This window comes from Nocardia sp. AB354 (genome assembly GCF_049538315.1).
Lineage (GTDB): Bacteria > Actinomycetota > Actinomycetes > Mycobacteriales > Mycobacteriaceae > Nocardia > Nocardia nova.
On record NZ_JBMVFU010000041.1, the window covers coordinates 1 to 24,795 of the forward strand.

22 protein-coding genes and 1 riboswitch are annotated in these 24,795 nt (G+C 68.4%); of the genes, 10 read left to right on the forward strand and 12 right to left on the reverse strand.

The window, feature by feature from the left end; translation table 11 throughout:
- On the reverse strand, positions 1-540 hold a 540-nt coding region (locus ACPCUW_RS34010), incomplete at its 3' end, for a biotin carboxylase N-terminal domain-containing protein (RefSeq protein ID WP_423429453.1).
- 213 nt (positions 541-753) lie between these two features.
- A riboswitch (cobalamin riboswitch) is annotated at positions 754-971 on the forward strand.
- 134 nt (positions 972-1,105) lie between these two features.
- Here ACPCUW_RS34010 and metE point away from each other — a divergent pair.
- Both metE and ACPCUW_RS34020 read left to right on the forward strand, forming a co-directional pair.
- Positions 1,106-3,376 (forward strand): 5-methyltetrahydropteroyltriglutamate--homocysteine S-methyltransferase, encoded by a 2,271-nt coding sequence (metE, locus tag ACPCUW_RS34015; RefSeq protein ID WP_423429455.1) that lies wholly within the window; start codon positions 1,106-1,108, stop codon positions 3,374-3,376.
- Positions 3,377-3,696: 320 nt separating this feature from the next.
- The gene (locus ACPCUW_RS34020) at positions 3,697-5,109 is read left to right on the forward strand and encodes a short-chain fatty acyl-CoA regulator family protein (protein WP_051755208.1); all 1,413 of its coding nucleotides are present in this window, start codon (positions 3,697-3,699) and stop codon (positions 5,107-5,109) included.
- Here ACPCUW_RS34020 and recG read toward each other — a convergent pair whose 3' ends face one another.
- Together recG and ACPCUW_RS34030 are read right to left on the reverse strand one after the other, a co-directional pair.
- The gene (gene recG / locus ACPCUW_RS34025; protein ID WP_423429456.1) at positions 5,110-7,401 is read right to left on the reverse strand and encodes an ATP-dependent DNA helicase RecG; all 2,292 of its coding nucleotides are present in this window, start codon (positions 7,399-7,401) and stop codon (positions 5,110-5,112) included.
- Positions 7,402-9,357, reverse strand: coding sequence for a DAK2 domain-containing protein (locus tag ACPCUW_RS34030; RefSeq protein WP_423429458.1), 1,956 nt, complete (start codon positions 9,355-9,357; stop codon positions 7,402-7,404). It abuts the gene before it with no gap.
- Between the two features lie 261 nt (positions 9,358-9,618).
- On the opposite strand from ACPCUW_RS34030, the gene rpmB reads away from it, so the two are divergent.
- Positions 9,619-9,810 (forward strand): 50S ribosomal protein L28, encoded by a 192-nt coding sequence (gene rpmB, locus ACPCUW_RS34035; RefSeq protein ID WP_011210730.1) that lies wholly within the window; start codon positions 9,619-9,621, stop codon positions 9,808-9,810.
- A 58-nt stretch (positions 9,811-9,868) separates the two neighbouring features.
- Entirely contained in the window at positions 9,869-10,465 is a 597-nt protein-coding gene (locus tag ACPCUW_RS34040) for a GNAT family N-acetyltransferase (protein WP_423429460.1), read from the forward strand.
- On the opposite strand, the gene ACPCUW_RS34045 is transcribed toward ACPCUW_RS34040, so the two are convergent.
- Genes ACPCUW_RS34045 through ACPCUW_RS34055 form a run of 3 tightly spaced genes read right to left on the reverse strand, consistent with a single transcriptional unit; the run spans position 10,449 to position 12,506 of the window.
- Positions 10,449-10,727 carry a hypothetical protein gene (locus ACPCUW_RS34045; protein WP_030513011.1) on the reverse strand — a complete coding sequence of 93 codons (279 nt, stop codon included), beginning with the start codon at positions 10,725-10,727 and terminating at the stop codon, positions 10,449-10,451. The genes ACPCUW_RS34040 and ACPCUW_RS34045 overlap by 17 nt on opposite strands.
- 38 nt (positions 10,728-10,765) lie before the next feature.
- Positions 10,766-11,443 carry a uracil-DNA glycosylase gene (locus tag ACPCUW_RS34050; protein ID WP_063015206.1) on the reverse strand — a complete coding sequence of 226 codons (678 nt, stop codon included), beginning with the start codon at positions 11,441-11,443 and terminating at the stop codon, positions 10,766-10,768.
- 58 nt (positions 11,444-11,501) lie between these two features.
- Positions 11,502-12,506 (reverse strand): thiamine-phosphate kinase, encoded by a 1,005-nt coding sequence (locus ACPCUW_RS34055; RefSeq protein ID WP_281260886.1) that lies wholly within the window; start codon positions 12,504-12,506, stop codon positions 11,502-11,504.
- A 518-nt stretch (positions 12,507-13,024) separates the two neighbouring features.
- Between ACPCUW_RS34055 and ACPCUW_RS34060 the strand changes: the two genes are divergently transcribed.
- Positions 13,025-13,558: a DUF3515 domain-containing protein gene (locus tag ACPCUW_RS34060; protein WP_423429480.1), complete on the forward strand. Its 534-nt coding sequence runs from the start codon at positions 13,025-13,027 to the stop codon at positions 13,556-13,558.
- A 44-nt stretch (positions 13,559-13,602) separates the two neighbouring features.
- Here the strand turns inward: ACPCUW_RS34060 and ACPCUW_RS34065 are convergent, their stop codons facing one another.
- Genes ACPCUW_RS34065 through ACPCUW_RS34075 form a run of 3 tightly spaced genes read right to left on the reverse strand, consistent with a single transcriptional unit; the run spans position 13,603 to position 16,082 of the window.
- The gene (locus tag ACPCUW_RS34065) at positions 13,603-13,899 is read right to left on the reverse strand and encodes a DUF6191 domain-containing protein (protein ID WP_423429461.1); all 297 of its coding nucleotides are present in this window, start codon (positions 13,897-13,899) and stop codon (positions 13,603-13,605) included.
- 34 nt (positions 13,900-13,933) lie between these two features.
- The gene (locus tag ACPCUW_RS34070) at positions 13,934-15,052 is read right to left on the reverse strand and encodes a D-alanine--D-alanine ligase family protein (RefSeq protein WP_423429462.1); all 1,119 of its coding nucleotides are present in this window, start codon (positions 15,050-15,052) and stop codon (positions 13,934-13,936) included.
- Between the two features lie 34 nt (positions 15,053-15,086).
- Positions 15,087-16,082 carry an NAD(P)H-dependent glycerol-3-phosphate dehydrogenase gene (locus tag ACPCUW_RS34075; RefSeq protein WP_104391482.1) on the reverse strand — a complete coding sequence of 332 codons (996 nt, stop codon included), beginning with the start codon at positions 16,080-16,082 and terminating at the stop codon, positions 15,087-15,089.
- A 112-nt stretch (positions 16,083-16,194) separates the two neighbouring features.
- Between ACPCUW_RS34075 and cofC the strand changes: the two genes are divergently transcribed.
- The 3 genes from cofC to ACPCUW_RS34090 all read left to right on the forward strand — a co-directional run bounded on the left by cofC (position 16,195) and on the right by ACPCUW_RS34090 (position 20,326).
- Positions 16,195-16,992: a 2-phospho-L-lactate guanylyltransferase gene (gene cofC / locus ACPCUW_RS34080; RefSeq protein ID WP_423429464.1), complete on the forward strand. Its 798-nt coding sequence runs from the start codon at positions 16,195-16,197 to the stop codon at positions 16,990-16,992.
- A 71-nt stretch (positions 16,993-17,063) separates the two neighbouring features.
- Positions 17,064-19,280, forward strand: coding sequence for an RNA degradosome polyphosphate kinase (locus ACPCUW_RS34085; protein ID WP_423429466.1), 2,217 nt, complete (start codon positions 17,064-17,066; stop codon positions 19,278-19,280).
- Between the two features lie 146 nt (positions 19,281-19,426).
- The gene (locus tag ACPCUW_RS34090; protein WP_423429482.1) at positions 19,427-20,326 is read left to right on the forward strand and encodes an NUDIX hydrolase; all 900 of its coding nucleotides are present in this window, start codon (positions 19,427-19,429) and stop codon (positions 20,324-20,326) included.
- A 96-nt stretch (positions 20,327-20,422) separates the two neighbouring features.
- Here the strand turns inward: ACPCUW_RS34090 and ACPCUW_RS34095 are convergent, their stop codons facing one another.
- The 3 genes from ACPCUW_RS34095 to leuC form a co-directional block, all read right to left on the reverse strand.
- Positions 20,423-21,073, reverse strand: a complete 651-nt coding sequence (locus ACPCUW_RS34095) for an HU family DNA-binding protein (RefSeq protein WP_423429468.1) — start codon at positions 21,071-21,073, stop codon at positions 20,423-20,425.
- 156 nt (positions 21,074-21,229) lie between these two features.
- The gene (gene leuD / locus ACPCUW_RS34100) at positions 21,230-21,838 is read right to left on the reverse strand and encodes a 3-isopropylmalate dehydratase small subunit (RefSeq protein ID WP_063015191.1); all 609 of its coding nucleotides are present in this window, start codon (positions 21,836-21,838) and stop codon (positions 21,230-21,232) included.
- A gap of 36 nt (positions 21,839-21,874) precedes the next feature.
- The gene (leuC, locus tag ACPCUW_RS34105) at positions 21,875-23,299 is read right to left on the reverse strand and encodes a 3-isopropylmalate dehydratase large subunit (protein WP_064910098.1); all 1,425 of its coding nucleotides are present in this window, start codon (positions 23,297-23,299) and stop codon (positions 21,875-21,877) included.
- Positions 23,300-23,535: 236 nt separating this feature from the next.
- Between leuC and ACPCUW_RS34110 the strand changes: the two genes are divergently transcribed.
- Together ACPCUW_RS34110 and ACPCUW_RS34115 are read left to right on the forward strand one after the other, a co-directional pair.
- Positions 23,536-24,237, forward strand: a complete 702-nt coding sequence (locus ACPCUW_RS34110) for an IclR family transcriptional regulator (RefSeq protein WP_423429470.1) — start codon at positions 23,536-23,538, stop codon at positions 24,235-24,237.
- A 52-nt stretch (positions 24,238-24,289) separates the two neighbouring features.
- Positions 24,290-24,790: a pyridoxamine 5'-phosphate oxidase family protein gene (locus ACPCUW_RS34115; protein ID WP_063015189.1), complete on the forward strand. Its 501-nt coding sequence runs from the start codon at positions 24,290-24,292 to the stop codon at positions 24,788-24,790.
- The last annotated feature ends 5 nt before the right edge of the window (positions 24,791-24,795 follow it).

Genomic DNA, 24,795 nt, shown 5'->3' on the forward strand with positions numbered 1-24,795 from the left:
GGCCTCGCGCAGTTGCACCCGATCCGCCACCCGGCGCATACCGCGACCGCCACCGCCGGCGACCGCCTTCACGAACACCGGGAAGTCCATCTCCTCCGATGCCCGCAGCAGTTCCTCGACATCGGCCGAGGGCGCGCTGGAGTTCAGCACCGGGAGCCCGGCCGCCTTCGCCGCCGCGATGGCCCGCGCCTTGTTACCGGTCAGTTCGAGCACCTCGGCCGAGGGGCCGATGAACGTGATGCCCTCGGCCGCACAGGCCGCGGCGAGGTCCGGATTCTCCGACAGGAAGCCGTAGCCGGGGTAGACCGCATCGGCGCCGGCGGACTTGGCGGCGCTGATGATCTCGGGAATCGAGAGGTAGGCGCGCACCGGATGTCCGGGGACACCGATCTGGTACGACTCGTCGGCCTTGAGGCGATGCACCGAATTGCGATCTTCGTAGGGAAAAACCGCCACGGTGCCGATGCCGAGTTCGTAAGCGGCGCGGAAGGCACGGATGGCGATTTCCCCGCGGTTGGCGACCAGCACTTTGGAGAACATTCGATAAAGGTACCTGCCCGGCGAGCGGGGCCGGACAGTGAATACGGCTTCGCAGCCATCCTCACAAACCGGATCGGCGAGTCTGCGAAGTTGTGTTCTTCCAGCGGAAACATATCCGGCCGGGCGGGCGGCGTTTCCCCTGCCGCTCGCGGTGGATTACGCTCGGGAACGCAGCTGGTTCGCTGCCGCCGACGAGTTGGAGCCCCGAGCGTCGCGCGCAGCGTCGAAACCGGTCCTCGCGGGCCGGCGAGAGGGAACCCGGTGAGAATCCGGGACTGTCCCGCAGCGGTGAACAGGAACGACCGCCGTCATGAGCACTGGATCCATTCCGGGAAGCGACGGCCAGTAGGCGACATCCGGGGCCCTCTCCGGACCGGTCCGCACGACCGATGCCTGTGAGTCCGAAGACCTGCCGGTTGTGCCGGATACGCCGTATCCGGCGGTCACCGCCTCGTGGATCGGGCGGGCGGACCCGTGGCACACCGGATACCCCGGTGCGGCAGCGTTTTTCGGGGCTTCGTCCGTCGTGCGGCGGTGATCTGTGGCTTCCAGTTTGGAGAACACCGTGACTGTCACAACGCATACTCGTTTCACCGCAACGGTTCTGGGCCTGCCGCGCATCGGGCCGCGGCGCGAACTCAAACGTGCCGTCGAAAGCTACTGGGCCGGACGGATCGACGCCGCCGAACTCGAGCGCGTCGCCCGGCAACTGCGCGCGCAGAGCTGGTCGGCGGCAAAGGACGCCGGACTCGACGCGGTACCGGTGGGCACCTTCTCGTTCTACGACCAGATGCTCGATACCGCGGTCATGCTCGGCGCGCTGCCGCCGCGGGTCGCCGGCATCGGCGATCCGCTGGACCGCTATTTCGCGGCCGCGCGCGGCGCCGAGGGCATCGAACCGCTGGAGATGACCAAGTGGTTCGACACCAACTACCACTATCTGGTGCCGGAAATCGGCCCGGACACCCGGTTCGCCCTCGACCCGTCGGCCCTGCTCGGCGAGCTGCGGGAGGCGCGTGAGCTGGGCATCCCGGCACGTCCGGTGGTGATCGGGCCGGTGACCTTCCTCGCCCTGTCCAAGGGTGTCGACGGCGTCGCGCCGATGGACCGGCTGGCCGAGCTGATCCCGCTCTACCGCGAGCTGCTGGACCGGCTGGCCGACGCGGGCGCCGCCTGGGTCCAGATCGACGAGCCGGCCCTGGTGCGCGACCTCTCCGAGGCCGAGATCGCCACCGTGCGCACCACCTACGCCGAAGTGAGCGCCGGGGACCGGCGGCCGAGCATCCTGGTGGCCACGTACTTCGGCTCCCCGGGCCCGGCACTGAGCGCCCTGGCCGCCACGCCGGTCGAGGGCGTGGCGCTGGACTTCCGTTCCGGCACCACCGTTTCCGAGGTCGCGGCGGTTCCCGCCCTGGCGGACAAGCTGGTGGTCGCCGGAGTGGTGGACGGCCGCAACATCTGGCGCACGGACCTGGAATCGGCACTGAGTGAGCTGGCGACCCTGCTGGGTTCGGTCGGCGCGCTGGCGGTCTCGACCTCGAGTTCGCTGCTGCATGTGCCGTATTCGCTGGCCGCGGAGTCCGGCCTGGATCCGGTGCTGCGATCGTGGCTGGCGTTCGGCGCCGAGAAGATGGACGAGGTGCGGATATTGGCGCACGCGGTCGGTGCCGGCACCGACGCGGTCGCCGCGGAGCTCGCCGCATCGCGCGCCGCGATCGAGAGCCGCCGCCGCGATCCGCGCCTGCACAACGCGGCCGTGCGGGCCCGGCTCGCCGGCCTCGGCGACGATCGCGCGCAGCGGGCACCGGCGCAGCGCCGTCGCGAGCTGCAGCGCGCACAGCTGCGCCTGCCGCTGCTGCCCACGACCACGATCGGCTCCTACCCGCAGACCACCGCGATCCGCACCGCCCGCGCCGAGCTGCGCGCCGGCACGATCGACGACGCGCAGTATCGCGAGCGGATGCGCACCGAGATCGCGGATGTGATTGCGCTACAGGAGAATCTGGGGCTCGACGTCCTCGTGCACGGTGAACCCGAGCGCAACGACATGGTCCAGTACTTCGCCGAACAACTCGACGGATTCGCCGCCACCGACCACGGCTGGGTGCAGTCCTACGGCACCCGCTGCGTGCGCCCGCCGATCCTCTACGGCGATGTCGTTCGCACCGCGCCGATGACCGTCGAGTGGATCACCTACGCCCAATCGCTGACCGGCAAGCCGGTCAAGGGCATGCTCACCGGTCCGGTCACGATTCTGGCGTGGTCGTTCGTGCGCGACGATCAGCCACTGGCCGAGACCGCGCGGCAGGTGGCGCTGGCCATTCGCGACGAGACGGTGGACCTGGAGGCCGCCGGAATCCGTATCGTCCAGGTCGACGAGCCCGCGCTGCGCGAACTGCTGCCGCTGCGCCGTGGTGATCAGCAGCCGTACCTGGACTGGGCGGTGGGCGCGTTCCGCCTGGCCACCGCCGGGGTTCGCGACGACACCCAGATCCACACTCATCTGTGCTATTCCGAATTCGGCGAGATCATCGGCGCGATCGCGGCACTCGACGCCGATGTCACGTCGGTGGAGGCGGCGCGCTCGCATATGGAGATCCTCGACGATCTCACCACCGCCGGGTACGCGCTCGGTATCGGGCCGGGTGTCTACGACATCCACTCACCGCGGGTTCCGAGTGTGGCCGAAATCGAGAATTCACTGCGTGAGGCGATGAAAGCCGTTCCGGCGGAACGGTTGTGGGTGAATCCGGACTGCGGCCTCAAAACCCGCGGCCGCGCCGAGGTGGAGGCGTCGCTGCGCAATATGGTCGAGGCGGCCGCGCTGGTGCGCTGATGTCGTGATGCGCCGTTGGATGTGACGCGCTGCCGCCGCACGGTTGGCGACTCGCCCGGACGCGAGTCGCCGGCCGGACGGCCCGCCGGAAGAATTCGGGGCCCAGCAGCTCTTCCGGCAACCTTTTCCACCCGGAAGTTCACCACCTCCGAGCAGCACTTCCACTATCGTGTGCCTACCGGATCCGGCCGCATACTTCGCACGCTACGCATCATCGAAGTTGATCAAAACTCCTTGCAACAGCAGATTTTTGTGCGCGCCTAGTAGCGAAATTGCAATGATTGCGAAGGCGTGAAGGTAGCATCTGCGGCGTGCGCAAGATGTATGCGGGTGCCCGGTTACGGCGGTTGCGCGAAGAACGACGGATGACCCAGGCCGCCCTGGCCAAGTCGTTGGAGCTTTCGCCCAGCTATCTCAATCAGCTCGAACGTGACCAGCGGCCTCTGACGATTCCCGTTCTCCTGAAACTCAATTCGACCTTCGATCTGGATGTGCAGTTCTTCGCCGCCGACTCCGACGCGCGGCTGGTCTCGGACCTGCACGAGGTGCTCGTGGAAGCGGCCGGCGGTACCGCCCCGCCCGCCGCGGAGGTCGAGGATCTCGCCACCCGGCTACCGGAGGTCGCCAAGACCATCGTCGCCATGCATCGCCGTCTGCGCGCTACCACCGATCAGCTCGATCTGTTGTCGTCGAAGGTCGCCACCCCCACAGGTGCGCCCGGTGTGCCGATGCCCTACGAGGATGTGCGCGACTTCTTCTACGACCACCACAACCACATTCCTCAGCTGGATCTGGCCGCCGAACGGCTGTTCGACGAATGCGGTCTGACCATCGGATCGATCGATCGCCAACTGGCGCGCGTCGCCGAGGAGCGGGCCGGTGTCACCGTGCTGGTCCGCGGCGACGGCGCCGATCCGGCCATCCCGAAGCGGCGCTACGACCCCGAGACGCGCACCCTCATCCTCGCGCGCCGGCTGCGCCCCGGTCAGCGGGCATTCCAGATCGCCACCACACTGGCCTTCCTGCTGCACGGCGATCTGCTCGACGAGGTTCTCGACGCCACCCCGTCGCTGGTCGGTGAATCGCGGGCCCTGGCCAGGGTCGGGCTGGCCAACTATTTCGCGGGTGCGGTGGTGCTGCCGTACGGAAAGTTCCTGCGCTCGGCCGAGGAACTGTCCTACGACATCGACCTGCTCTCGCTGCGATTCGAGGTCGGCTTCGAGACGGTCTGCCATCGGCTGAGCACCCTGCAGCGGCAGGGACAGCGCGGGGTGCCGTTCTTCTTCGTCCGCACCGATCGCGCGGGCAACATCTCGAAACGCCAGTCCGCCACCGCGTTTCACTTCTCCCGGGTGGGCGGCAGTTGCCCGCTGTGGGTGGTGCACGAGGCGTTTTCCCATCCCGGCCGGATCCTCACGCAGGTCGCGGCCATGCCGGACGGCCGGCGCTATCTGTGGATCGCGCGCACGACCTATCCCAGTCCGCACGGCTTCGGCACCGCCACCAAGGAATTCGCGGTCGGGCTGGGCTGCGATATCGAATACGCCGATCGGCTGGTGTACTCGCAAGGCCTGCAACTCGACGAACCGGCCGCCGCGGTGCCGATCGGCGCCGGATGCAAGGTGTGCGAGCGGCCCGCCTGTCCGCAGCGCGCGTTCCCGCAGATCGGCCGCCCGCTGGCGGTCACCGAGAACTCCAGCGTCGATCTGCCGTATCCGCCCGCGGTCCGGTGATCAGGACTTCGCCAGATATTCCAGCCGCTCGGAGTCGACGGCGGCATGCATCATATTCGCCAGGCCCGGATGGTCGGTCAGCCCCGGATCGGCGTCCACGACCTCCCGCGCCAGCACCTGGGCGGTGGTGATGACGTCGAGATCGTCGAGCAGCGAGAGCAGTTTCAAACTGCGCGCGGTACCCGACTGCGCGGAACCCAGCACATCGCCCTCCCGGCGCTGTCGCAGATCGAGTACCGACAGTTCGAAGCCGTCCAGCGTGCCGGCCACCGCCTCCAGTCGCGCCATGGCCGTGCCCATCGGCGAGGTTTCGGTGATGAGCAGGCACAGCCCCGGATGTTGGCCACGGCCCACCCGGCCGCGCAGCTGATGCAGCTGGCTGACGCCGAACCGATCGGCGTCCACGATGACCATGACGGTCGCGTTGGGCACGTCGACGCCGACCTCGACGACCGTCGTGCAGACCAGCACGTCGATATCGCCGTCGTTGAACGAGCGCATCACGCGGTCTTTGTCGTCGGTCGGCAGCCGCCCGTGCAACAAGCCCAGCCGCAGGTCGGCCAGCGGCCCGGTGCGCAGCGTCTCGAACACGTCGATCGCGGCGTGGGTGGTCGGCGCCTCGCCCGTGTCGTCGTCGGCTTGCTTCCGGCTCTTGCCTTTCGACTTGGCGCCCTTCTTCGCTGCGCCGTCGTCCTCCTCGTCGCCGATGCGGGAGCACACCACATACGCCTGCCGGCCCGCCGCCACCTCCTCGCAGATCCGTTCCCAGGCGCGCTCGACCCACGCCGGTTTCATCCGGGCGGGCACTACTCGGGTGGTGATAGGTGAGCGCCCGCGCGGTAGCTCGGTCAGGGTGGAGGTTTCCAGATCGCCGAGGGTGGTCATCGCGATGGTGCGCGGAATAGGCGTCGCGGTCATCACCAGCAGATGCGGGGTGATCCCCTCTTTCGCCTTGGCGCGCAAGGCATCTCGCTGCTCCACGCCGAAGCGGTGCTGTTCGTCGACGATCACCATGCCGAGGTCGAAGAATTCGACCGCGTCCTGGATAAGCGCGTGTGTGCCGATCACGATGCCGGCCGTCCCGGTCACCACGTCCAGCAGTGCCGCCTTCTTCGCACTCGCCGACATCGAACCGGTCAGCAGCACCACCTTGGTGGCCCGGTCGGCGGCGCCCAGTTCGCCCGCCGCACCGAGATCGCCGAGCATGGACCGCAGCGACCGATAGTGCTGGGCGGCAAGGACTTCCGTCGGTGCCAGCAGCGCACACTGCAGTCCGGCGTCGACCACCTGCAGCATCGCGTGCAGGGCGACGATGGTCTTACCGGAACCGACCTCCCCCTGCAGCAGCCGGTGCATGGGATGCGGGCGCGACAGGTCGCCGGAGATCTCGGCGATCACCTTGTTCTGGCCGGCCGTCAGCTCGAACGGAAGGCGTTGTTCGAATTCGGCGGCGATGCCGTCGGAACGCGGCGGGCACGGCCGCGCGGTGCGCCCGGCCGCGTCGTGGCGGCGTTGGGCCAGTACCAGCTGCAGTGCCAGCGCCTCGTCGAAGCGCAGCCGCTGCCTGGCCTGGTCGATATCGGATTTCCGTTCGGGCAGATGGATCAGCCGCAGCGCATCCGAGACGGGGAGCAGTTCGTGGTCTTCGCGAAGATCCTGCGGCAGCGGATCGTCGATCGGATCGAGTTGGTCGAGCACCTGCCGCACACACGCCAGGATGTCCCAGCTCTGCACCTTGGCGGTCGCCGGATACACCGGAATGTATTCCCGTTCGAAGAACGAGATATCCACTCCCCCGGCGCCTTTCGCGCTCTCCGCCAGACCGCGCAGCGCGCCGCCGCCGCGCACGGAGGTGAGACTGTCCACCGATTCGGCGGTCTCGGGCAGGATCAGATACGACGGATGCGACAGGTTCCAGCGATCCGGCCGCCACCAGTGCACGGTGCCCGACATCATGGCCCGGACACCCTGTTTGACGAGGTAGCTCACCTTGTCGCCGTTGAAGAAGGTGATCTCCACCGGTTTCGCGGAGCCGGTGTCCAGTTCCACCTTGAGCAGTTTGCCGCGGCGCTGCCGCATCGGCCGCAGTTCGGTCTTGCTCACCCGGCCCACCACCGTGATGTGGGCGCCCTCCTCGGGCGCCTCCTCGGTGAGCGGCTGCCCCTGGGTGGCATAGCGCAGCGGATAGTGGCGCAGCAGATCCTCGACGATATGCATATCGAAGGCGTCGGCCAGCGGTTCGGCCGCCTTCACCCCCAGCACATGGTCGAGCCGGTCGCTCAGTGTCGCCATCTACTCCACCCCGATCTGGACCAGGTCCACGGCCTGTCCGCCGTCGTAGGTGACGACTTCGACGCCGGGAAATTCCGTGGTGATGTGTGTGGTGAGTTCGTCCGCCAATCCGGCGGGCGCCTGCGCGCCCAGCAGCAACGTAACCAGTTCCCCGCCCAGCCCGAGCATGCGATCGAGCAGGGTGCGGGCGGCCCGGCGCAGGTCCGGATCGATGACGACCACGTCGTGGCCGACCAGGCCGAGACCGTCGCCCTGTTCGCACGTGCCGACGATGGTCAGCGCGCGTTCGGTGGCGACGCGGACCGCACCCCACCGGGTACTGGCCGCCGATTGCGACATCGTCAGCGCATCGTCGACGGCCAGGCTGCCGCTGTCGTGCAGGGCGAGGGCCGCCAGCCCCTGCACCATGGAGCCGCTGGGCAGCATCATCACCTCGCGCCACCCGTCCCGGGCGGCCATACCGAGCGCCACCAGCTCCGGCGCGGGTAGCGCCCCGTTGGGCAGCACCAGCACCTCCCGCTGCGGCATCGCGCGGATGGCGGCCAGCAGCCGGTCGGCGGTCACCGCACCGGTGAGCACCACGGCACCGGAGTCCTCGAACAGACGCACCGCCCCGGCGCCGGTGGCGATCGCGAGAATGCCTCGATCGGACTGTCCCTGCGCGGCAACGGACGTGCCGAACAACCCCTCGATCCGGATATTGCCCAGGGCGCCGGCGGCGAGGCCCGCCTCCACTGCGGCGCCGGCATCGGCGCAATGCACGTGCGCCGACCAGCTGCCCTCGCCGTCGCCGACGACGACCACCGAATCTCCCAGCGCGGCAAGGGCGCGACGCAACCGGTCGATGCGCGCCGGATCGGTCTCGCCGATCCGGTACATGACCTCGTACTGCGGCACGCTCGCCCGATGTCGCCGGCCCGACTCCGCCCCGGCGTGCCGGACGGCTTCCGTGCCGGATTCGCTCTGCGGCGAGATCATCGGCAGCGCAGCATCGTTCGTTCGCGATCGCACACTCGTGATGTGCGCGCGATCGAAATTCGCCGGTGCCTCGCGACTCGCGGCGGAGCCGTCGCCCGCGAGCGCCTCCGGCCGGATCTCCTCGGGGCGCACCGGCGAATCCGGCTGCGCCGCAGTGTCGTTCGCCCGCGCGGTCTGCGAATCGTCACCGGGAGCATCGCGTCGCACCGGCCCGGCGGCCCGCCGCGCGGGGGCGGAATCGGTCACCCGGTAGACCGGACGCGCCGGTGCGCTCCCGGTACACACCTCCACGAGGGCGTCCAGCAGGACCAGCAGACCGCGCGCCCCGGCATCGACCACACCGGCCGCACGCAGCACCATCAGTTGTGACGGGGTCTCGCCGAGCGCCTTCACCGCGCCGTCGGCGGCGGCCACGGCCACCGCGGCGACCGTCTCCTCCGCACAGTCCTCGGCGCGATCCGCCGCCGCCTCCAGCACGGTGAGCATGGTGCCCTCGACCGGTTCGCTCAGCGATTCCCGGACAAGTACCGCCGCCCGGCGCAACGCGGTACGCAGCGTGGCCGCGGTGAGACCGTCGCGATCGGCGGATTCGGCCAGCCCCCGCAGGACCTGCGACAGGATGATGCCCGAATTTCCGCACGCCGCGGCGGTCGCGGCCCGGGCCGTGGCAGCGAGCAGATCGGCGGCATCGTCGGGCGGATCGGCGTCGTCGGGCGGATCGGCATCGCCGGGCATCTCCGTCGCGGCGAGCGCGGCGCGCATGGTGATGAGTAGATTGGTTCCGGTGTCGGAATCGGCCACCGGGAAGACGTTCAGCGCGTTGATCTCCTCGCGATGGGCGAGCAGGTGTTCCACACACAGCGCGCCCCACTGCCGCAGTGCGGCCGCATCGAGCCTCTCCCGGACCCCGCGCACGTCACCGTCCTTCCCGCCACCGCGATCACACCGTCGAACCCGCCAGCCAGGGTAGTCGTCCACACCGACAGCCTCGACACGCGAAGCCCGGTGAGGACGGGGATCCGGCGGCGCCGGCGCCGCGTCCGCGGATCGGCGCACGCGGCGCCCCCCGGGGCGATTGGACATCGAATGCGACCGGCCGCTACTCTTGCAGGGTTGCCTCACGCGGCCGCTGCCCGGTCGCGTTGACCGGCGGTAGCGCTGGTAGGCATTGAGGATAAAGTTTCCGGACAGGCTGTCTCCCCGACAGCGGTCCCCCATGACATGAAGGAGCTCGCGACTATGGCTGCCGTCTGCGACGTCTGCGCCAAGGGCCCCGGCTTCGGTAAGTCGGTTTCGCACTCGCACCGGCGCACCAACCGTCGCTGGAACCCGAACATCCAGACCGTTCGTGCGCAGGTTGCCCCCGGCAACACCCGCCGCATGAACGTCTGCACCTCCTGCCTGAAGGCCGGAAAGGTTGTTCGCGGCTGAGCTGCGTAGACATCTTCGACGCCCCGGCGCACCCACAGGGTGACCGGGGCGTTGTCATGTGGTCACCCGGCGTCATGTCGTCACCCGGCGGGACGCGATGGTGAACCCGCACCGCCCGCGGATCGCGGCGGCGTCCACCGAATACGCCCGTGATCTGGCGATCTGCCATATCGAATCGTGGCGGGAGGCCTATCGCGGCCTGGTGCCCGACCATGTGCTCGCCGCCTTCGACGTCGGCCGCCGTGCCGCCCGGTGGGCCGCTCTCATCGACTCGATCGACGAGAGCGCGGCGGCCGACCGAACGGCCCACACCATCGTGCTGGCCCTCGACGACACCCGCGCCCCCGGCGATCGCGTCCTCGGATTCGCACACGCCGGCCCGCCTCGCGACGAACCGCGCGTCGCCGATCGGGAGCTGTATGCGCTCTACGTCCGGGCCGACCGATACGGCACCGGAATCGCGCAGGAATTGCTACGTGCGATTCTCCTCCCCGACACCGACACCGCGTTATGGGTGTTCGAGGAGAATCCACGCGCCCGGAACTTCTATCGAAAGTTCGGATTCGCCGCTGACGAGGCCCGCCGAATCGAACCGTTCTCCCTGGCGAGCGAGATCCGGATGATCGCCCGCCGCCCGATTACTGGGCGCCGTTGAAGCAGTCGAGTCCGCCCTGCGCACTGATGCTCTGGAAGATGCACAGACCGCGCGCATTGACGTTGGACGACAGCGACGACGAACCCGTCTGCGGATCCCACAGGGCCAGCACCGGTCCCGCGTGCTGAGTGGTGGTGACCTCTTCCTGCGGGGTGGCCGGCTCCAGCGGCAGGCCGGCGGCCTGCGCTATCGCGGGTGCGCCGAGGACCGCCGCACCGGCGGCGACGGCGACTACGGCACCGCGCACGGATGTGATCTGCATGCATCTGCTCCTGTTTCGCTCGAACTGTTACGCCGCGGTCAGGGCAAGCGCCAATCGACCGGGGCGGCCCCCAATGTACCGAGCAATTCGTTGGTGCGGGAGAAAGGCCTCGATCCGAAGAAACCGCGCGAGGCCGACAGCGGTGAGGGATGGGCGGATTCGATGATCGGGACATCGCCGAGCATCGGCTTCAACGTCGAGGCGTCGCGGCCCCACAGAATCGCCACCAGCGGCTGCTCACGGGCCACGAGCGCGCGAATTGCCTGCTCGGTCACCGCTTCCCAGCCCTTGCCCCGATGCGATGCGGGCTGGCCGGGCGAGACCGTCAGCACTCGGTTCAGCAGCAGCACACCCTGATCCGACCACGGCGAGAGGTCACCGCACGACGGGGTCGGATGGCCGAGATCGCGCGAATACTCGGAGAAGATGTTCGCCAGGCTGCGCGGTACCGGCGAAACATCCGGCGCCACCGAGAAACTCAGGCCCATCGCATGACCGGGCGTCGGATAGGGGTCCTGTCCGACGATCAGCACGCGCACCTTGTCGAAGGGGCGGGTGAAGGCGCGTAAGACGTTCTCTCCCTTGGGGAAGTATCCGCGTCCGGCGGCATTCTCCGCCCGCAGGAACTCGCCCATCTCGGTGATCCGGTCGGCCACCGGTTCCAATGCCTCGGCCCAGCCCGTATCGATGATCTGCGGCAGTGGTTTCGCGCCCATGTCGGGAAAAGATAGTCGCCGCGGCTCGGCGTCGTCACGCCGCCCACCCGCCGTCGCCTCATCGGACCGCATGCTGTTCGCCCCCTCCGAACGACTCCCAGCCCAGCGGCCCCGGCCACCGCGCTCCGTCGACGAAAACGCCGGAGCCGGTGCATACCCGGCCGATCGCCCGCCAGCCCGGCGGGATCGCGGTACCGGCCTCGAAGGTGGCGGCGAAGGCATGGTCCTCACCGCCGGTGAGCACCCAGCCGAGCGGATCGGCGTGCAGCGCATCCGCGACCGGCGACAGCGCCGGATCCGCCACGGCCGCAGAGTCGACATCGACCGCCACACCGGAGGATTCGGCGATATGGGACAGATCGGCGAGCAGTCCGTCGGAGACATCGGTCATCGCGGTGATCTCGGTGGCGTCCGGCAACTCCAGCACGGCGGAGTACGGCGGTCGCGGAACCCGATGGGCGGCAATCACATCGGCGAACCGCTCGGCGCCGGCAGCACCGGCCGACAGGGCCGCCAGTCCCGCCGCCGACCAGCCGAGCCGGCCGGCGACCGCGACGATATCGCCGTCGCGTGCCCCCGAGCGCAGCACGGTCCGGCCTCGCGGATCACCGAACGCGGTCACCGAGATCACCACCTGGGGGCTGCGCACCACATCGCCCCCGGCGATCGAGGCCCCGGCCCGCCGCGCCTCCGCCCACATACCGTCGACCAATCCGTCGACGAACGCCACCGGTGTCTCGGCGGGACAGCCCAGCGCCACCACGAACGCGCTGGGCGCGGCACCCATCGCGACGACGTCGGCGGCATTCTGCGCGATCGCCTTCGCCCCGATGTCCTCCGGCCGCGACCAGTCCAGCCGGAAATGCCGATCCTGTACGAGCATGTCGGTACTGACCACGTAGCGCCCGGCCGGGGCCGCCACCACCGCCGCATCGTCGCCGGGCCCCAGCTCGACGCCGCCACCGAACGAACGCCCGGCGTTCATCCGTTCGATCAATGCGAATTCGCCCAGGTCGCGCACGGTGCGCGGGCCGCTCTCGGTGATGTCGCTCTCCTTCTTCACACCCGGTCACGTCACCGGGGACACCACACTCCGACGCTACCCTGTGCCCGGGCCGCCGCACCGGCCCGCTGTGGCCTCCTCTCGGGCGCGGCGGCGCCCGGATGCCGCGGGAGCGCGCCGACGGCCGTTCGATACCCTCGAACACGCATTCCCAGACAATCAGCCGGGCGCGACGCCCGCCCGGCACGAGTGGAGACGAATCCCGGATGAGTAGCGAGACGGACCGGCCGACAGCGGACACCCCGCAGCCCGACCGACCCGAGTCCGAGCCTGGCCTTACGGCCGCGGCCGACCCGGAACCCGCTACCGCCCGGCCCGAGAACTCCGCGCCGGCCGCGGCCGAGACCCCCGAGTCCGATGCGGCCGACGGCTCGGGCCGCACGGACGCGGATGAGGCCGAGTCTTCGAAGTCGCAGCCGGCCGAGTCGGAGCCTACCGAACGCGGCGATTCCGACCGCGATGCCTCGTCGGACACCGAATCCACCGCCGAGCAGGCCTCCGACGACTCCGGCCCGCAGCTGCATCCGGCGCTGATCGCGACCGCCGTCGCACTTCCGGTGGCGCTGATCGTCGTCGTCCTCGTCATCGCGGCCATGTCGCGACAGTCCGCCGGTCGCGAGCCGCTGGCGCTGGGCTCGGTACCGGCGCCGGCCGCGTCGAGCCAGGATTGCACCGCGCTGCTGGCCGCACTGCCGGAGTCGCTCGGCGACGACTACACCAAATCCGAACTCGCCCAACCGGCTCCGCCCGCGACCGCGGCCTGGCAGCTGTCGGGCGGCGGTGATCCGATCGTGCTGCGCTGCGGCCTGGACCGGCCCCTGGAATTCAACAAGGCGTCCGCCCTGCAGGTGGTCAACGGCGTGAACTGGTTCGAGGTGCGCGATCAGACCAGCGGCGTGACGTCGGGCACCTGGTACGCGGTGGACCGCGGCACCTATATCGCCGTGACCATGCCCGCCAAGGCGGGACCCTCTCCGCTGCAGGAGATTTCGAACACGGTCGCCAAGACCGTGCCGGCGAAGCCGCTCGATCCGAACCCTGTTCCGAACTGAAAGCCGTTGCCGCACAGATCGGCTGGCCCGGACGGTGACGCGGATCAAGCGCGCCGTAGGCGGGCCCGGCCGGTGCTCAGATCTATCTCCGTCTCACCGGGAGTGCCGTCCCCCGGATTCTCCCGGTGCATGAGAACCGTCTGCCGCTCCTCGAATTCGTGCCGTTTGCCCGCGTCGAACAACGCGTCGAACTGCTCGAATCCGATGCCCGCCGCACTCGGCCCGGTGGAATCGCGCATCCACGGCAGCGCGGCGCGGCCGGTCATCTTCCGGTAGCCCACCTCGGCGAAGGCGACCGCGATGATCAGCAGCGCCAACCCGGGCAGAGTCATCGCGAGCATCACCCCACCCAGATTACGCGGGCCGCGCCGCCGCTCAGCGCAGTCCGGTGCCCCGGGTCAGTGCCGTCTCGATGAGCGTGGTGATCAGGGTGCGATTGTCGATTCCGGTGGCATCCCACATGCGCGGATACATCGAGATCGAGGTGAATCCGGGCAAGGTGTTGATCTCGTTGATCACCGGTCCGGATTCGGTGACGAAGAAGTCGACCCGAGCCAGCCCCTGGCAGTCCAGCGCGCGGAACGCCCGCACCGAAAGCTCCCGGATCTGTTGCGACATATCGTCGTCCAGCTTCGCAGGAATATCGAACTCGCACACGTCGTCGAGGTATTTGGTGTCGAAATCGTAGAATTGCGGTGTGCCGGAAGCGATTTCGCTCTCGGAAACGTCGTCGCCCGGCATGCGGATCTCGGCGATCACGCTGGCCTGTACCCGGCCGTCCGGGAATTCCAGTACGCCACACTCGACTTCGCGCCCGACGATGGCGGCTTCCACGATCACCTTCGGATCGTGCAGACGAGCCGCGGCGATCGCCGAATCGAGATCGATCCAGTCCTCGACCTTGGTGATGCCGATCGAGGAACCCCCGCGCGCGGGTTTGACGAACACCGGCAGGCCGAGCCGGTCCCGGTCGGCCTCGCTCACGGTGTCGGTGCCGGGGCGCAGCACCACCTGTGTGCCGACCGGAAGCCCTTCCGCGGCAAGCAGTTTCTTGGTGAACTCCTTGTCCATGCCGGTGGCGCTGGCCAGCACGCCGGGGCCGACGTAGGGCACCCCCGCCAGCTCCAGCAGCCCCTGCAGGGTGCCGTCCTCGCCCCACGGCCCGTGCAGCACCGGAAACACCACGTCGACCACGCCGAGCACCGCTTCGGCGCCGTCGAGCGCGACCAGGGCGCCCGAGCGGCTCGGATCGGCGGCCAGGGTCAGCACGGTGCCGGTCGAGTCCACCGTGGGCAGCGCGCGGTCGCGAATGGCGAGTGCGCGCGCATCGGCGCCGCTGAGCACCCAGGCGCCCTCGCGGGTGATGCCGATGGGCACCGCCTCGTAGCGTTCGGGATCCAGGTTGGTCAGCACCATGCCGGCCGAAACGCACGACACCGCGTGCTCGTTGCTGCGGCCACCGAACACCACCGCAACCCTGATCCGGTTTGTCATAGTCCGAACCGTACCCCGGCCGGACCGAAATCATTCATTCCGGTTTGATCCGCCGACCGAGTAATTGCCCGACGGCATCGGAAACCGAGAGCCCCTCGTGACAGACCTGGTGCACCGCGGTGGTCAGCGGCATCTCCACATGGTGGGTCTCGGCCAGCGCGCGGATCGAGGTGCACGACTTCACACCCTCCGCGACCTGCCCGTGCGTCGCGTCCTGCGCGGCCCGCATCGACCCGCCCGCGCCCAGCACATGGCCGAAGGACCGGTTGCGCGACAGCGGCGAGGTGCAGGTTGCCACCAGATCGCCGACGCCGGCCAGACCCGCGAACGTGACCGGATTCGCACCCAGGGCAACACCCAGTCGAATGATCTCGGCGAGCCCGCGGGTGATCAGACTGGCGACGGAGTTGTCGCCCAGTCCCATGCCCGCGGCGATCCCGCAGGCCAGTGCGATCACGTTCTTGCACGCGCCGCCGATCTCGCAGCCGATCACATCGGTATTGGTGTAGGGCCGGAAATAGCCGGTGGCGCAGGAATGCTGCACCGCCTCCGCGCGTGCGGCGTCGGAGCAGGCGACCACGGAGGCGGCCGGCTGTTCGGCGGCGATCTCGCGGGCCAGGTTCGGGCCCGACAGCACCGCGATGCGCCCGGGATCCGCGCCGGTCACCTCCGCGACGACCTCGCTCATCCGCATCAGGGTTCCGGTCTCGATGCCCTTGGCCAGACTCAGCAGCGTCGCATCGGAGCGGATCGCCGCGCGCCAGTGCGCGAGATTGGGACGCAAGGACTGGGACGGAACCGCCAGCACGACGATGTCGGCGTCGTCGAGGGCCACCCGGTAGTCGTCGGTCGCCGCGATCCCGTCGAGCCACACGTCGGGCAGGTAGGCGGGATTGCGATGTTCGGTCGCCACGGCCTTCGCGATCTCGGACCGTCGCGCCCACATCGTGACCTCGGTACCCGCGTCGTTGAGCACTTTCGCGAATGCGGTACCCCAGGATCCCGCACCCATCACTGCCGCCCTCGTCATCGTTTCAATATGCCACTCGCCGCCGCGGGAGTATCCGGTACTCGGTGGTTCGCGTGTTCGATCGGTCACTGCTCGCAGCCTGCGACCACCCGGAACGTGCGACCATGAACGCATGCGTCCGGATGCCGTCCACGCCGTGATCGCGGTCAAGCACCTCGACCGAGCCAAGAGCCGACTCGCCGACCGATTGCCGGCCGGTGAACGCTCGCGGCTGGTGCTGGCCATGCTGTCGGATACGGTCGCCGCCGCCCTGGCCGCCGGACTGGGCTCGGTCACGGTGGTGACACCCGACCAGCGCGTCGCGACGGTCGTGCGCGAGCTCGGTGCGACGGTCCATCCGGACCCGTCCGCGCCGGCTCTCGCCGAGACACCGGCGCCCGCCGATACCGCACGGCCGCTCGCGGACAGCGACGGCCTGAACACCGCACTGGCCTCGGCCGCCGCCGCCGTGCGCGAGCGCCACGGGGCCGTCGATCTGCTTGCGCTGCAGGCCGATCTGCCGGCCGTGCACGCCGACGAATTGCGATCGATGCTCGCCGCCGCCCCCGGCAGCGGCCGCTCCGTGATCGTCGACCACACCGGCCGGGGCACCGCGGCCCTGCTCGTCCGCGCGGCGGGCCACACCCACGCGCCGGATTCGCTCGCACCGTCGGCGACGGCCGATTCCGCGCCCCTGATGCCCCGCTTCGGCGCAGATTCCGCGCGCCGCCACCGGGAATCGGGTGCGGTCGAGGTGGGCGGGCACTGGCCCGGTCTGCGCCTGGACGTCGACACCGCCGAGGATCTCGACCGCGCGCTGTCGCTCGGGGTCGGCACGGCCACCGCGGCGCTGGTGCGCGACATCGGCTGGCCGGTAGGTGTTCACGAGAACCTCATTCGGAGGTGTGCCGCACCGTCACATGTGTGCTAGATGATCGCCAGGCCTCGATGAGAGGCTGCACAACGGTGGTGTCGGGCGCGACACCACCCGAGCCGTAAGGAATGATCGTGAGCGTGAGCGAAACGGAGACCGTCCCGCAACAGCCCCGGCTACCGGCGGCCCCGCCGGCGGCCACGCCACCGCCCACCACGGCCGCCGCGGCACAGTTGCCCGCCGATCGCTACCTCAATAGAGAACTGAGCTGGCTGGATTTCAACGCCCGCGTGCTGGCCCTGGCCGAGGACCCCTCGGAACCGCTGCTGGAACGCGCCAAATTCCTGGCCATCTTCTCCTCGAATCTCGACGAGTTCTACATGGTGCGGGTGGCCGGCCTCAAACGCCGCGCCGAGGCCGGACTCTCGGTCCGCTCCGCCGACGGCCTGTCCCCCACCGAACAACTCACCCTCATCGCCGAGCGCACCCAGGAACTGGCCGGACGCCATGCGCGGGTCTTCCTCGACCAGGTGCGCCCGGCACTGGCCGACGAGGGTATCGCCATCATCGGCTGGGCCGATCTGGACGACGACGAACGCCGCCGCCTGTCCGGCTACTTCCTCGACCAGGTGTTCCCGGTGCTGACCCCGCTCGCCGTCGATCCCGCCCATCCCTTCCCCTACATCAGCGGCCTGAGTTTGAATCTGGCTGTCACGGTGAAGGATTCCGAGACCGGCGGTGAACATTTCGCCCGTGTGAAGGTGCCCGACAACGTCGACCGCTTCGTCCGGGTGCGCCGGACCCTCAACGAAACCCCCGGCGCCCGCCGAGATTCCGACATCACCGCTGTCCCCCGGCTGGCCGCCTTCCTGCCGATGGAAGATCTGATCGCCGCCCACCTCGATCAGCTCTTCCCGGGAATGGAAGTGGTGGAACACCATTCGTTCCGCATCACCCGCAACGCCGACTTCGAGGTCGACGAGGACCGCGACGAGGATCTGCTGCAGGCCCTCGAACGGGAACTGGCCCGTCGCCGCTTCGGATCGCCGGTGCGCCTGGAAGTTTCCGACGATATGACCGAGCACATGCTCGAGTTGCTGCTGCGCGAACTCGACGTCGACCCCGGCGACGTGATCCAGGTGCCCGGTCTGCTCGACCTGTCGTGCCTGTGGCAGGTCTACGGCGTCGACCGGCCGCTGCTCAAGGACGCGCCCTACGTTCCGGCCACGCCGCCCGCGTTCGGCGAAAGAGAAACGCCGCGAAACGTTTTCGCCGCCCTGCGCGAGGGCGACGTGCTGGTGCATCACCCCTACGATTCGTTCTCCACCAGCGTGCAGCGTTTCATCGAGCAGGCGGCGGCCGATCCGCAGGTGCTGGCCATCAAACAGACCCTCTACCGCACCTCCGGCGACTCTCCCATCGTCAACGCGCTCATCGACGCCGCCGAGGCCGGTAAACAGGTCGTCGCGCTGGTCGAGATCAAGGCCCGCTTCGACGAACAGGCCAACATCAAATGGGCACGCGCGCTGGAGCAGGCGGGCGTGCACGTGGTCTACGGCCTCATCGGCCTGAAGACGCACTGCAAGACCTGTCTGGTGGTGCGCCGCGAGGGTGCCACCATCCGCCGCTACTGCCATATCGGGACCGGCAACTACAACCCGAAGACCGCGCGGCTCTACGAGGACGTCGGACTCCTCACCGCGGCACCGGAGATCGGCGCCGACCTGACCGACCTGTTCAACTCGCTGACCGGCTATTCGCGAAAGGCCAACTACCGCAACCTGTTGGTCGCGCCGAGCAGCGTGCGCTCGGGCATCGTGGAGCGGATCCGCCGCGAGACCGAGCTGGCCGCCCAGGGCGTGCCGGCCCGTATTCGCCTCAAGGCCAACGCCATCGTCGACGAGCAGATCATCGACGCGCTCTATCGCGCGTCCCAGGCCGGGGTTCCGGTACAGATCGTGGTGCGCGGCATCTGCGGGCTGCGGCCCGGTGTGCCCGGGATGAGCGACAACATCGAGGTGCGCTCGATTCTCGGCCGCTTCCTGGAACATTCGCGCATCCTGCATTTCCAGGCCCAGGACGAGTACTGGATCGGCAGTGCCGACATGATGCACCGCAATCTCGACCGGCGCGTGGAGGTCATGGCGCAGGTGAAGGATCCGAAGCTGCGCGAGCGGCTGGCGGTGGTGTTCGATTCCGCACTCGATCCCGCGACCCGGTGCTGGGTGCTGCAGCCCGACGGCAGCTGGGCGGCCCAGCCGAGCTCCGAGGCCTTGGGTCGCGGCGTGCAGGTGCGCGACCATCAGGAGTTCCTCATGCGACTGCGGAGGCCGGATCAGCAGTGAAATCCTCGGCGACACGAGATTTCGATCGGTCCCCGGACGACGGCGCCACCGCCCTCGATCGCCTCGGCGACACCGGCGGTTCGATCAGCTACGACGAGGTGGGTACAGGTGAGAGCGGCTCGGGCGACACCATCTCGGATCCGCGGGTGACCGCCAACATCATCGCCGCGGGCGCCGTGGTGTGGCGGCGGCCCCGCGACGGCGGACCGGTCGAGGTGGCCCTCGTACACCGGCCGAAATACGACGATTGGTCGCTGCCCAAAGGAAAGCTCGACCCGGGCGAAACCGCGATGGTCGCGGCCGTGCGCGAAGTGACCGAAGAAACCGGTCTGAACTGCCGTCTGGGGCGCTATCTCGGTCGGGTCACATATCCGGTGCCCGGACATCGCAAACTCAAGCGTGTCGACTATTGGGCGGCCACACCCGTCGGCGGCGAGTTCGTCACCAATTCCGAAGTCGACCAGCTCCGGTGGCACCGGGTGGACCGGGTGATGGACCAACTCTCCTACCCGATGGATCGCCGAATCATCCGCAATTTCCTGCGCCTGCCGCCCGACACCGCGACCCTGGTGCTGGTGCGGCATGCGAAAGCGGGCCGCCGCGACCGATTCACCGGTCCCGACGACCAACGGCCACTGGAAAAGGCCGGTCGCGCACAGGTCGAGGTGCTGACGCCGAATCTGCTCGCCTTCGGACCGGGAGCGGTCCATTCGGCGCCTCCGCTGCGTTGTGTGCAGACCGTCGCGCCGGTCGCCGAGGCCCTCGCCCTCGATATCACCCCGGAGCCGCTGCTGTCGGAAAGCGGTTATGCCGCAGCACCGCAGGCCGGTGTGGACCGGCTGCGGGAACTGGTCTCGCCCGACATCGTTCCGCTCGTGTGCAGTCAGGGCAAGGTCATTCCGGATCTGCTGCAGCGCTGGGCGGACGACGACGGTCTCACCCTGCCGCCGGCCCGGAACCGCAAGGGCAGCGTCTGGGTGCTGTCGATCGCCGACGGACGGCTGGTCGCCGCCGATCATCTCGATCGGTCCCTGCGTACCCACTGAATCCGAGAAAACACGGTCGACCCGAAAACGCGTCGAACCCGAAAACGCAATGACCCCGGACCGAAAGGACCGGGGTCATTGTCGTCGCGTCACTCGCTATCGCCGCGTGGTGCGCTTGGTTGCCGTGCGCTTGGCAGCGGTCTTCTTGGCAGGAGCCTTCTTGGCCGCGGTCTTGGCCGCGGTCGTCTTCTTGGCCGCGGTCTTCTTGGCTGTCGCCTTGGTGGCCGTGGTCTTCTTGGCGGTCGTCTTCTTGGCCGGAGCCGTCTTCTTCGCCGTGGTCACCTTCTTCGCAGGCGCCTTCGCGGCCGTCTTCTTGGCGGTCGTCTTCTTGGCCGGGGCCGCCTTCTTCGCCGCGGTCTTCTTGGCCGTGGTCTTCTTGGCCGTGGTCTTCTTGGCGGCCTTCTTCGCCGCACCCGACACCGGCGCTGCCACACCGCGTTTCACGGCCGGACCGGCCGCCGCGATCTTCTGCTTGCCCGAGATGATCGCCTTGAACTGCGCACCCGGGCGGAACGCGGGCACCGAAGTGGGCTTCACCTTCACCGTCTCGCCGGTTCGGGGATTACGCGCCACCCGTGCCGCCCGCTTGCGCTGTTCGAATACACCGAATCCGGTGATTGTGACGCTCTGACCCTTGTTCACCGCACGCACGATCGTGTCGACAATGTGCTCGACTGCCGCAGTGGCCGTGCGCCTGTCAGTACCCAACTTCTCGGTCAGAACATCGATCAGTTCCGCCTTGTTCATTGAATCCTCCGCAGACTAATGGCCCGTCGTCGGACCGACTAGGTACCACGGTAAACCCTGAATGGGCAAGAGTCTATGTGCCACGCCAAATTTCATGTGGCGTGGCACACGCGCAGCAACCTCGATTGGTTGCTCTCAGCTAACACTCGAGACTGTTCAGTCCCGTGAAATAGCCGCTGGAATGGTGGTCGGTTTCCAAGACGGCCTTGCCTTTTCGAACTGCTCGATGGCCTCTTCCTGCCGAAGTGTCAGTCCGATGTCGTCCAGACCTTCCAGCAGCCGCCACCGGGTGTAGTCGTCAATATCGAAGGGCAACACGGTGGTTCCAGCGGCCACAGTGCGTGCCTCGAGATCGACGATCAATTCCAGGCCGGGATGTTCTTCGATCAACTTCCAGAGCAATTCGACATCATGTTGTGACATCTGCGCGGCCACCAAGCCGCCCTTACCGGCGTTGCCCCGGAAGATGTCGGCGAAGCGGGAAGAGATCACCACCCGGAAGCCGTAGTCCATCAATGCCCAAACCGCATGCTCTCGCGACGATCCCGTACCGAAATCCGGTCCGGCGACCAACACACTTCCCCGGTCGAACGGGCTGGTGTTCAAAATGAAGCCCGGATCCGAACGCCAGGCGGCGAACAGACCGTCCTCGAATCCCGTTCGGGTCACCCGTTTCAGATAGACCGCGGGGATGATCTGGTCGGTATCGACATTCGACCGGCGCAACGGCACGCCGATCCCCTTGTGCACCTTGAACGGTTCCATAGTTGCTCCTGTAGTCCTGAGGTGAATTCCGGCCGGTCAGTTCAGATCCGCCGGCGCCGACAACCGGCCCCGGACCGCCGTCGCGGCCGCGACCTGCGGCGAAACCAGATGCGTACGGCCGCCTTTACCCTGGCGTCCCTCGAAGTTGCGGTTCGATGTCGAAGCACAGCGCTGACCGGGAGAAAGCTGATCCGGATTCATTCCCAGGCACATCGAGCAGCCGGCCTGGCGCCATTCCGCGCCCGCCGCGGTGAAAATCTCGCCCAAACCCTCGGATTCGGCCTGGGCGCGCACCCGCATCGAGCCCGGAACGATCAACATCCGCACGCTGTCGGCGACCTTGCGCCCCTTCAGAACGTCCGCCACCGCCCGCAAATCCTCGATCCGGCCGTTGGTGCACGAACCCACGAAAACCGTATCCACGGGCACCTCACGAAGCGGAGTTCCGGGCTCCAAATCCATGTAAGTCAGAGCCTTCTCGGCGGCCGCTCGCTCGTTTTCGTCGGCGAAATCCTCCGGATTCGGCACCACATCGCCCAGCGGGGCGCCCTGACCGGGGTTGGTGCCCCAGGTGACGAACGGCGTCAACGTCGAGGCGTCCAGGTGCACCTCGGCGTCGAAGCCGGCATCCGGATCGGTCTTCAGCGCCTCCCACGCCGCCACCGCCGCATCCCAGTCCGCGCCGGTGGGGGCATGTTCGCGGCCCTTCAGGAATTCGTAGGTGACCTCGTCGGGGGCCACCATGCCCGCCCGGGCACCGGCCTCGATGGACATGTTGCACATCGTCATCCGCGCCTCCATGGACATGGCGCGCACGGCCTCGCCGCGGTATTCGAGCACATAACCCTGCCCGCCGCCGGTGCCGATCTTGGCGATGACCGCCAGAATCACGTCCTTGCTCGTCACGCCGGGCGGCAACTCGCCATCGATATTGATCGCCATGGTCTTGAACGGCCGCAGCGACAACGTCTGCGTCGCCATCACATGTTCGACCTCGCTCGTGCCGATACCCATCGCCAGCGCGCCGAATGCGCCGTGGGTCGAGGTGTGCGAATCACCACACACCACGGTCATGCCCGGCTGCGTCAAACCCAGCTGCGGACCGACCACGTGCACGATGCCCTGTTCGATATCACCCATCGGATACAGCCGCACGCCGAATTCCTCGCAATTACGCCGCAGGGTTTCCACCTGGGTGCGCGAGATCGGATCCGCGATCGGCTTATCGATATCGACCGTCGGCACATTGTGGTCCTCGGTCGCGATGGTCAGATCCGGCCGGCGCACCGGGCGCCCCGCCGCCCGCAGCCCGTCGAAGGCCTGCGGGCTCGTGACCTCGTGCACCAGGTGCAGATCGATGTAGATGAGATCGGGTTCGCGCTGCGCACCCTCACCCGCACCCCGTACGACGACATGCTGATCCCAGACCTTCTCCGCCAGCGTGCGTGGCCGTTCGGCCATGACAACCACCTCTCTGTGCCTGATTGCGACGGCTTCGCCGCCGCGGTTTGCGGCCCCCTAGGCCTCGGTTCTTCCCTCCTCCGCTCAGTCGCTGCGCTCCCTCGCTCCGTCAGTCCAGAACCGAGGCGGGCCGCAAACATGGAGGTGGGCAGACTGGCGAGGTCCACCGGAGGTGCGAACTCGCCGGGTGCGATCAGACTTGCCAATCTCACTATGCGAGACGCTAATATCGTTCTATGAGACAGCATAGCGGTATCGGGGTGCTCGACAAAGCCATGGCCGTGCTTTACGCCGTGGCCGAACAACCGTGTGGACTCAATGAGCTGTGCATCCGCACCGGGCTGCCCCGGGCCACCGCGCATCGGCTGGCCGTCGGGCTGGAGACCCATCGCATGCTGGCCCGCGACGCCGCCGGTTCCTGGCGGCCCGGTCCGGCGCTGTCGGAACTGGCCACCACCGCCGAGGATCCGCTGCTCGACGCCGCCGCCGTCATCCTGCCCCGGCTGCGCGAGATCACCGGCGAGAGCGTGCAGCTTTACCGGCTCGACGGCCACTCCCGCATCTGCGTGGCCGCGCTCGAGCCCACCTCCGGCCTGCGCGACACCGTCCCGGTCGGCGCCCGCCTGCCGCTGACCGCCGGATCGGCCGCGAAGGCCCTGCTGGCCTGGGCCGATCCGGAACTGCAACGAGGCGTGCTGGCCGACGCGGTCTTCGGTGAGCGCGCCCTGGCCGAGGTCCGCCGCCGCGGCTGGGCACAGAGCGCCGCCGAACGCTCCGCGGGTGTGGCCAGCGTCTCCGCGCCGGTGCGCGACGGGTCTTCCCAGGTGATCGCCGCGGTCTCGGTATCCGGCCCGATCGATCGCATGGGCCGGCGCCCGGGCGCGCGCTGGGCCGCCGACCTCGTCGCCGCCGCCGATGCCTTGCACAAGCGACTCTGATCCCGATCACGAGCTGTGATCCTGGCCATACGCCGTAAAGTATCGTGACCGCATGGGAGTGAACCAACGCGCACAGATCGTGATGTCCGAGACGGAGATCACCGAATTCCTGGAACGCAGCCGCATCATGACGCTGGCGAGCCTGGGCAAGAACGGAACGCCGCATCTCACGGCGATGTGGTACGGCCTGGTCGACGGTGAAATCTGGTTCGAGACGAAGGGTAAGTCGCAGAAGGCGGTGAATCTGCGGCGCGATCCCCGCGTCACCGTGCTGGTCGAGGCGGGCGACACCTACGACCAGTTGCGCGGGGTGTCGATCGAGGGCCGCGCGGAGATCGTGGAGGACCCGGAGGCGCTGTTCAAGGTCGGCGTCAGCGTCTGGGAGCGCTACACCGGCCCCTACACCGAGGAATTGCGCCCGATGGTGGAGGCGATGCTCAACAAGCGTGTCGCGATCCGCGTGGTGCCGGAACGGGTGCGCAGCTGGGATCACCGCAAGCTCGGTATGCCCGCGATGCCGCCGGGTGGATCCACCTGGCCGGTGCAGGACTGATCCGC

Bases quoted from the DNA above. Each gene is read 5' to 3' on its own strand.
- ACPCUW_RS34095 (WP_423429468.1), bottom strand. From the start codon at position 21,073: ATGAACAAGGCGGAACTGATCGATGTTCTGACCGAGAAGTTGGGTACT.
- ACPCUW_RS34115 (WP_063015189.1), top strand. From the start codon at position 24,290: ATGGGAGTGAACCAACGCGCACAGATCGTGATGTCCGAGACGGAGATC.
- cofC (WP_423429464.1), top strand. From the start codon at position 16,195: ATGCGTCCGGATGCCGTCCACGCCGTGATCGCGGTCAAGCACCTCGAC.
- rpmB (WP_011210730.1), top strand. From the start codon at position 9,619: ATGGCTGCCGTCTGCGACGTCTGCGCCAAGGGCCCCGGCTTCGGTAAG.
- recG (WP_423429456.1), bottom strand. From the start codon at position 7,401: ATGGCGACACTGAGCGACCGGCTCGACCATGTGCTGGGGGTGAAGGCG.
- ACPCUW_RS34065 (WP_423429461.1), bottom strand. From the start codon at position 13,899: ATGCTCGCGATGACTCTGCCCGGGTTGGCGCTGCTGATCATCGCGGTC.
- leuD (WP_063015191.1), bottom strand. From the start codon at position 21,838: ATGGAACCGTTCAAGGTGCACAAGGGGATCGGCGTGCCGTTGCGCCGG.
- ACPCUW_RS34070 (WP_423429462.1), bottom strand. From the start codon at position 15,052: ATGACAAACCGGATCAGGGTTGCGGTGGTGTTCGGTGGCCGCAGCAAC.
- ACPCUW_RS34020 (WP_051755208.1), top strand. From the start codon at position 3,697: ATGTATGCGGGTGCCCGGTTACGGCGGTTGCGCGAAGAACGACGGATG.
- ACPCUW_RS34075 (WP_104391482.1), bottom strand. From the start codon at position 16,082: ATGACGAGGGCGGCAGTGATGGGTGCGGGATCCTGGGGTACCGCATTC.
- ACPCUW_RS34110 (WP_423429470.1), top strand. From the start codon at position 23,536: ATGAGACAGCATAGCGGTATCGGGGTGCTCGACAAAGCCATGGCCGTG.
- ACPCUW_RS34085 (WP_423429466.1), top strand. From the start codon at position 17,064: ATGATCGTGAGCGTGAGCGAAACGGAGACCGTCCCGCAACAGCCCCGG.
- ACPCUW_RS34050 (WP_063015206.1), bottom strand. From the start codon at position 11,443: ATGGGCGCGAAACCACTGCCGCAGATCATCGATACGGGCTGGGCCGAG.
- ACPCUW_RS34045 (WP_030513011.1), bottom strand. From the start codon at position 10,727: ATGCAGATCACATCCGTGCGCGGTGCCGTAGTCGCCGTCGCCGCCGGT.
- leuC (WP_064910098.1), bottom strand. From the start codon at position 23,299: ATGGCCGAACGGCCACGCACGCTGGCGGAGAAGGTCTGGGATCAGCAT.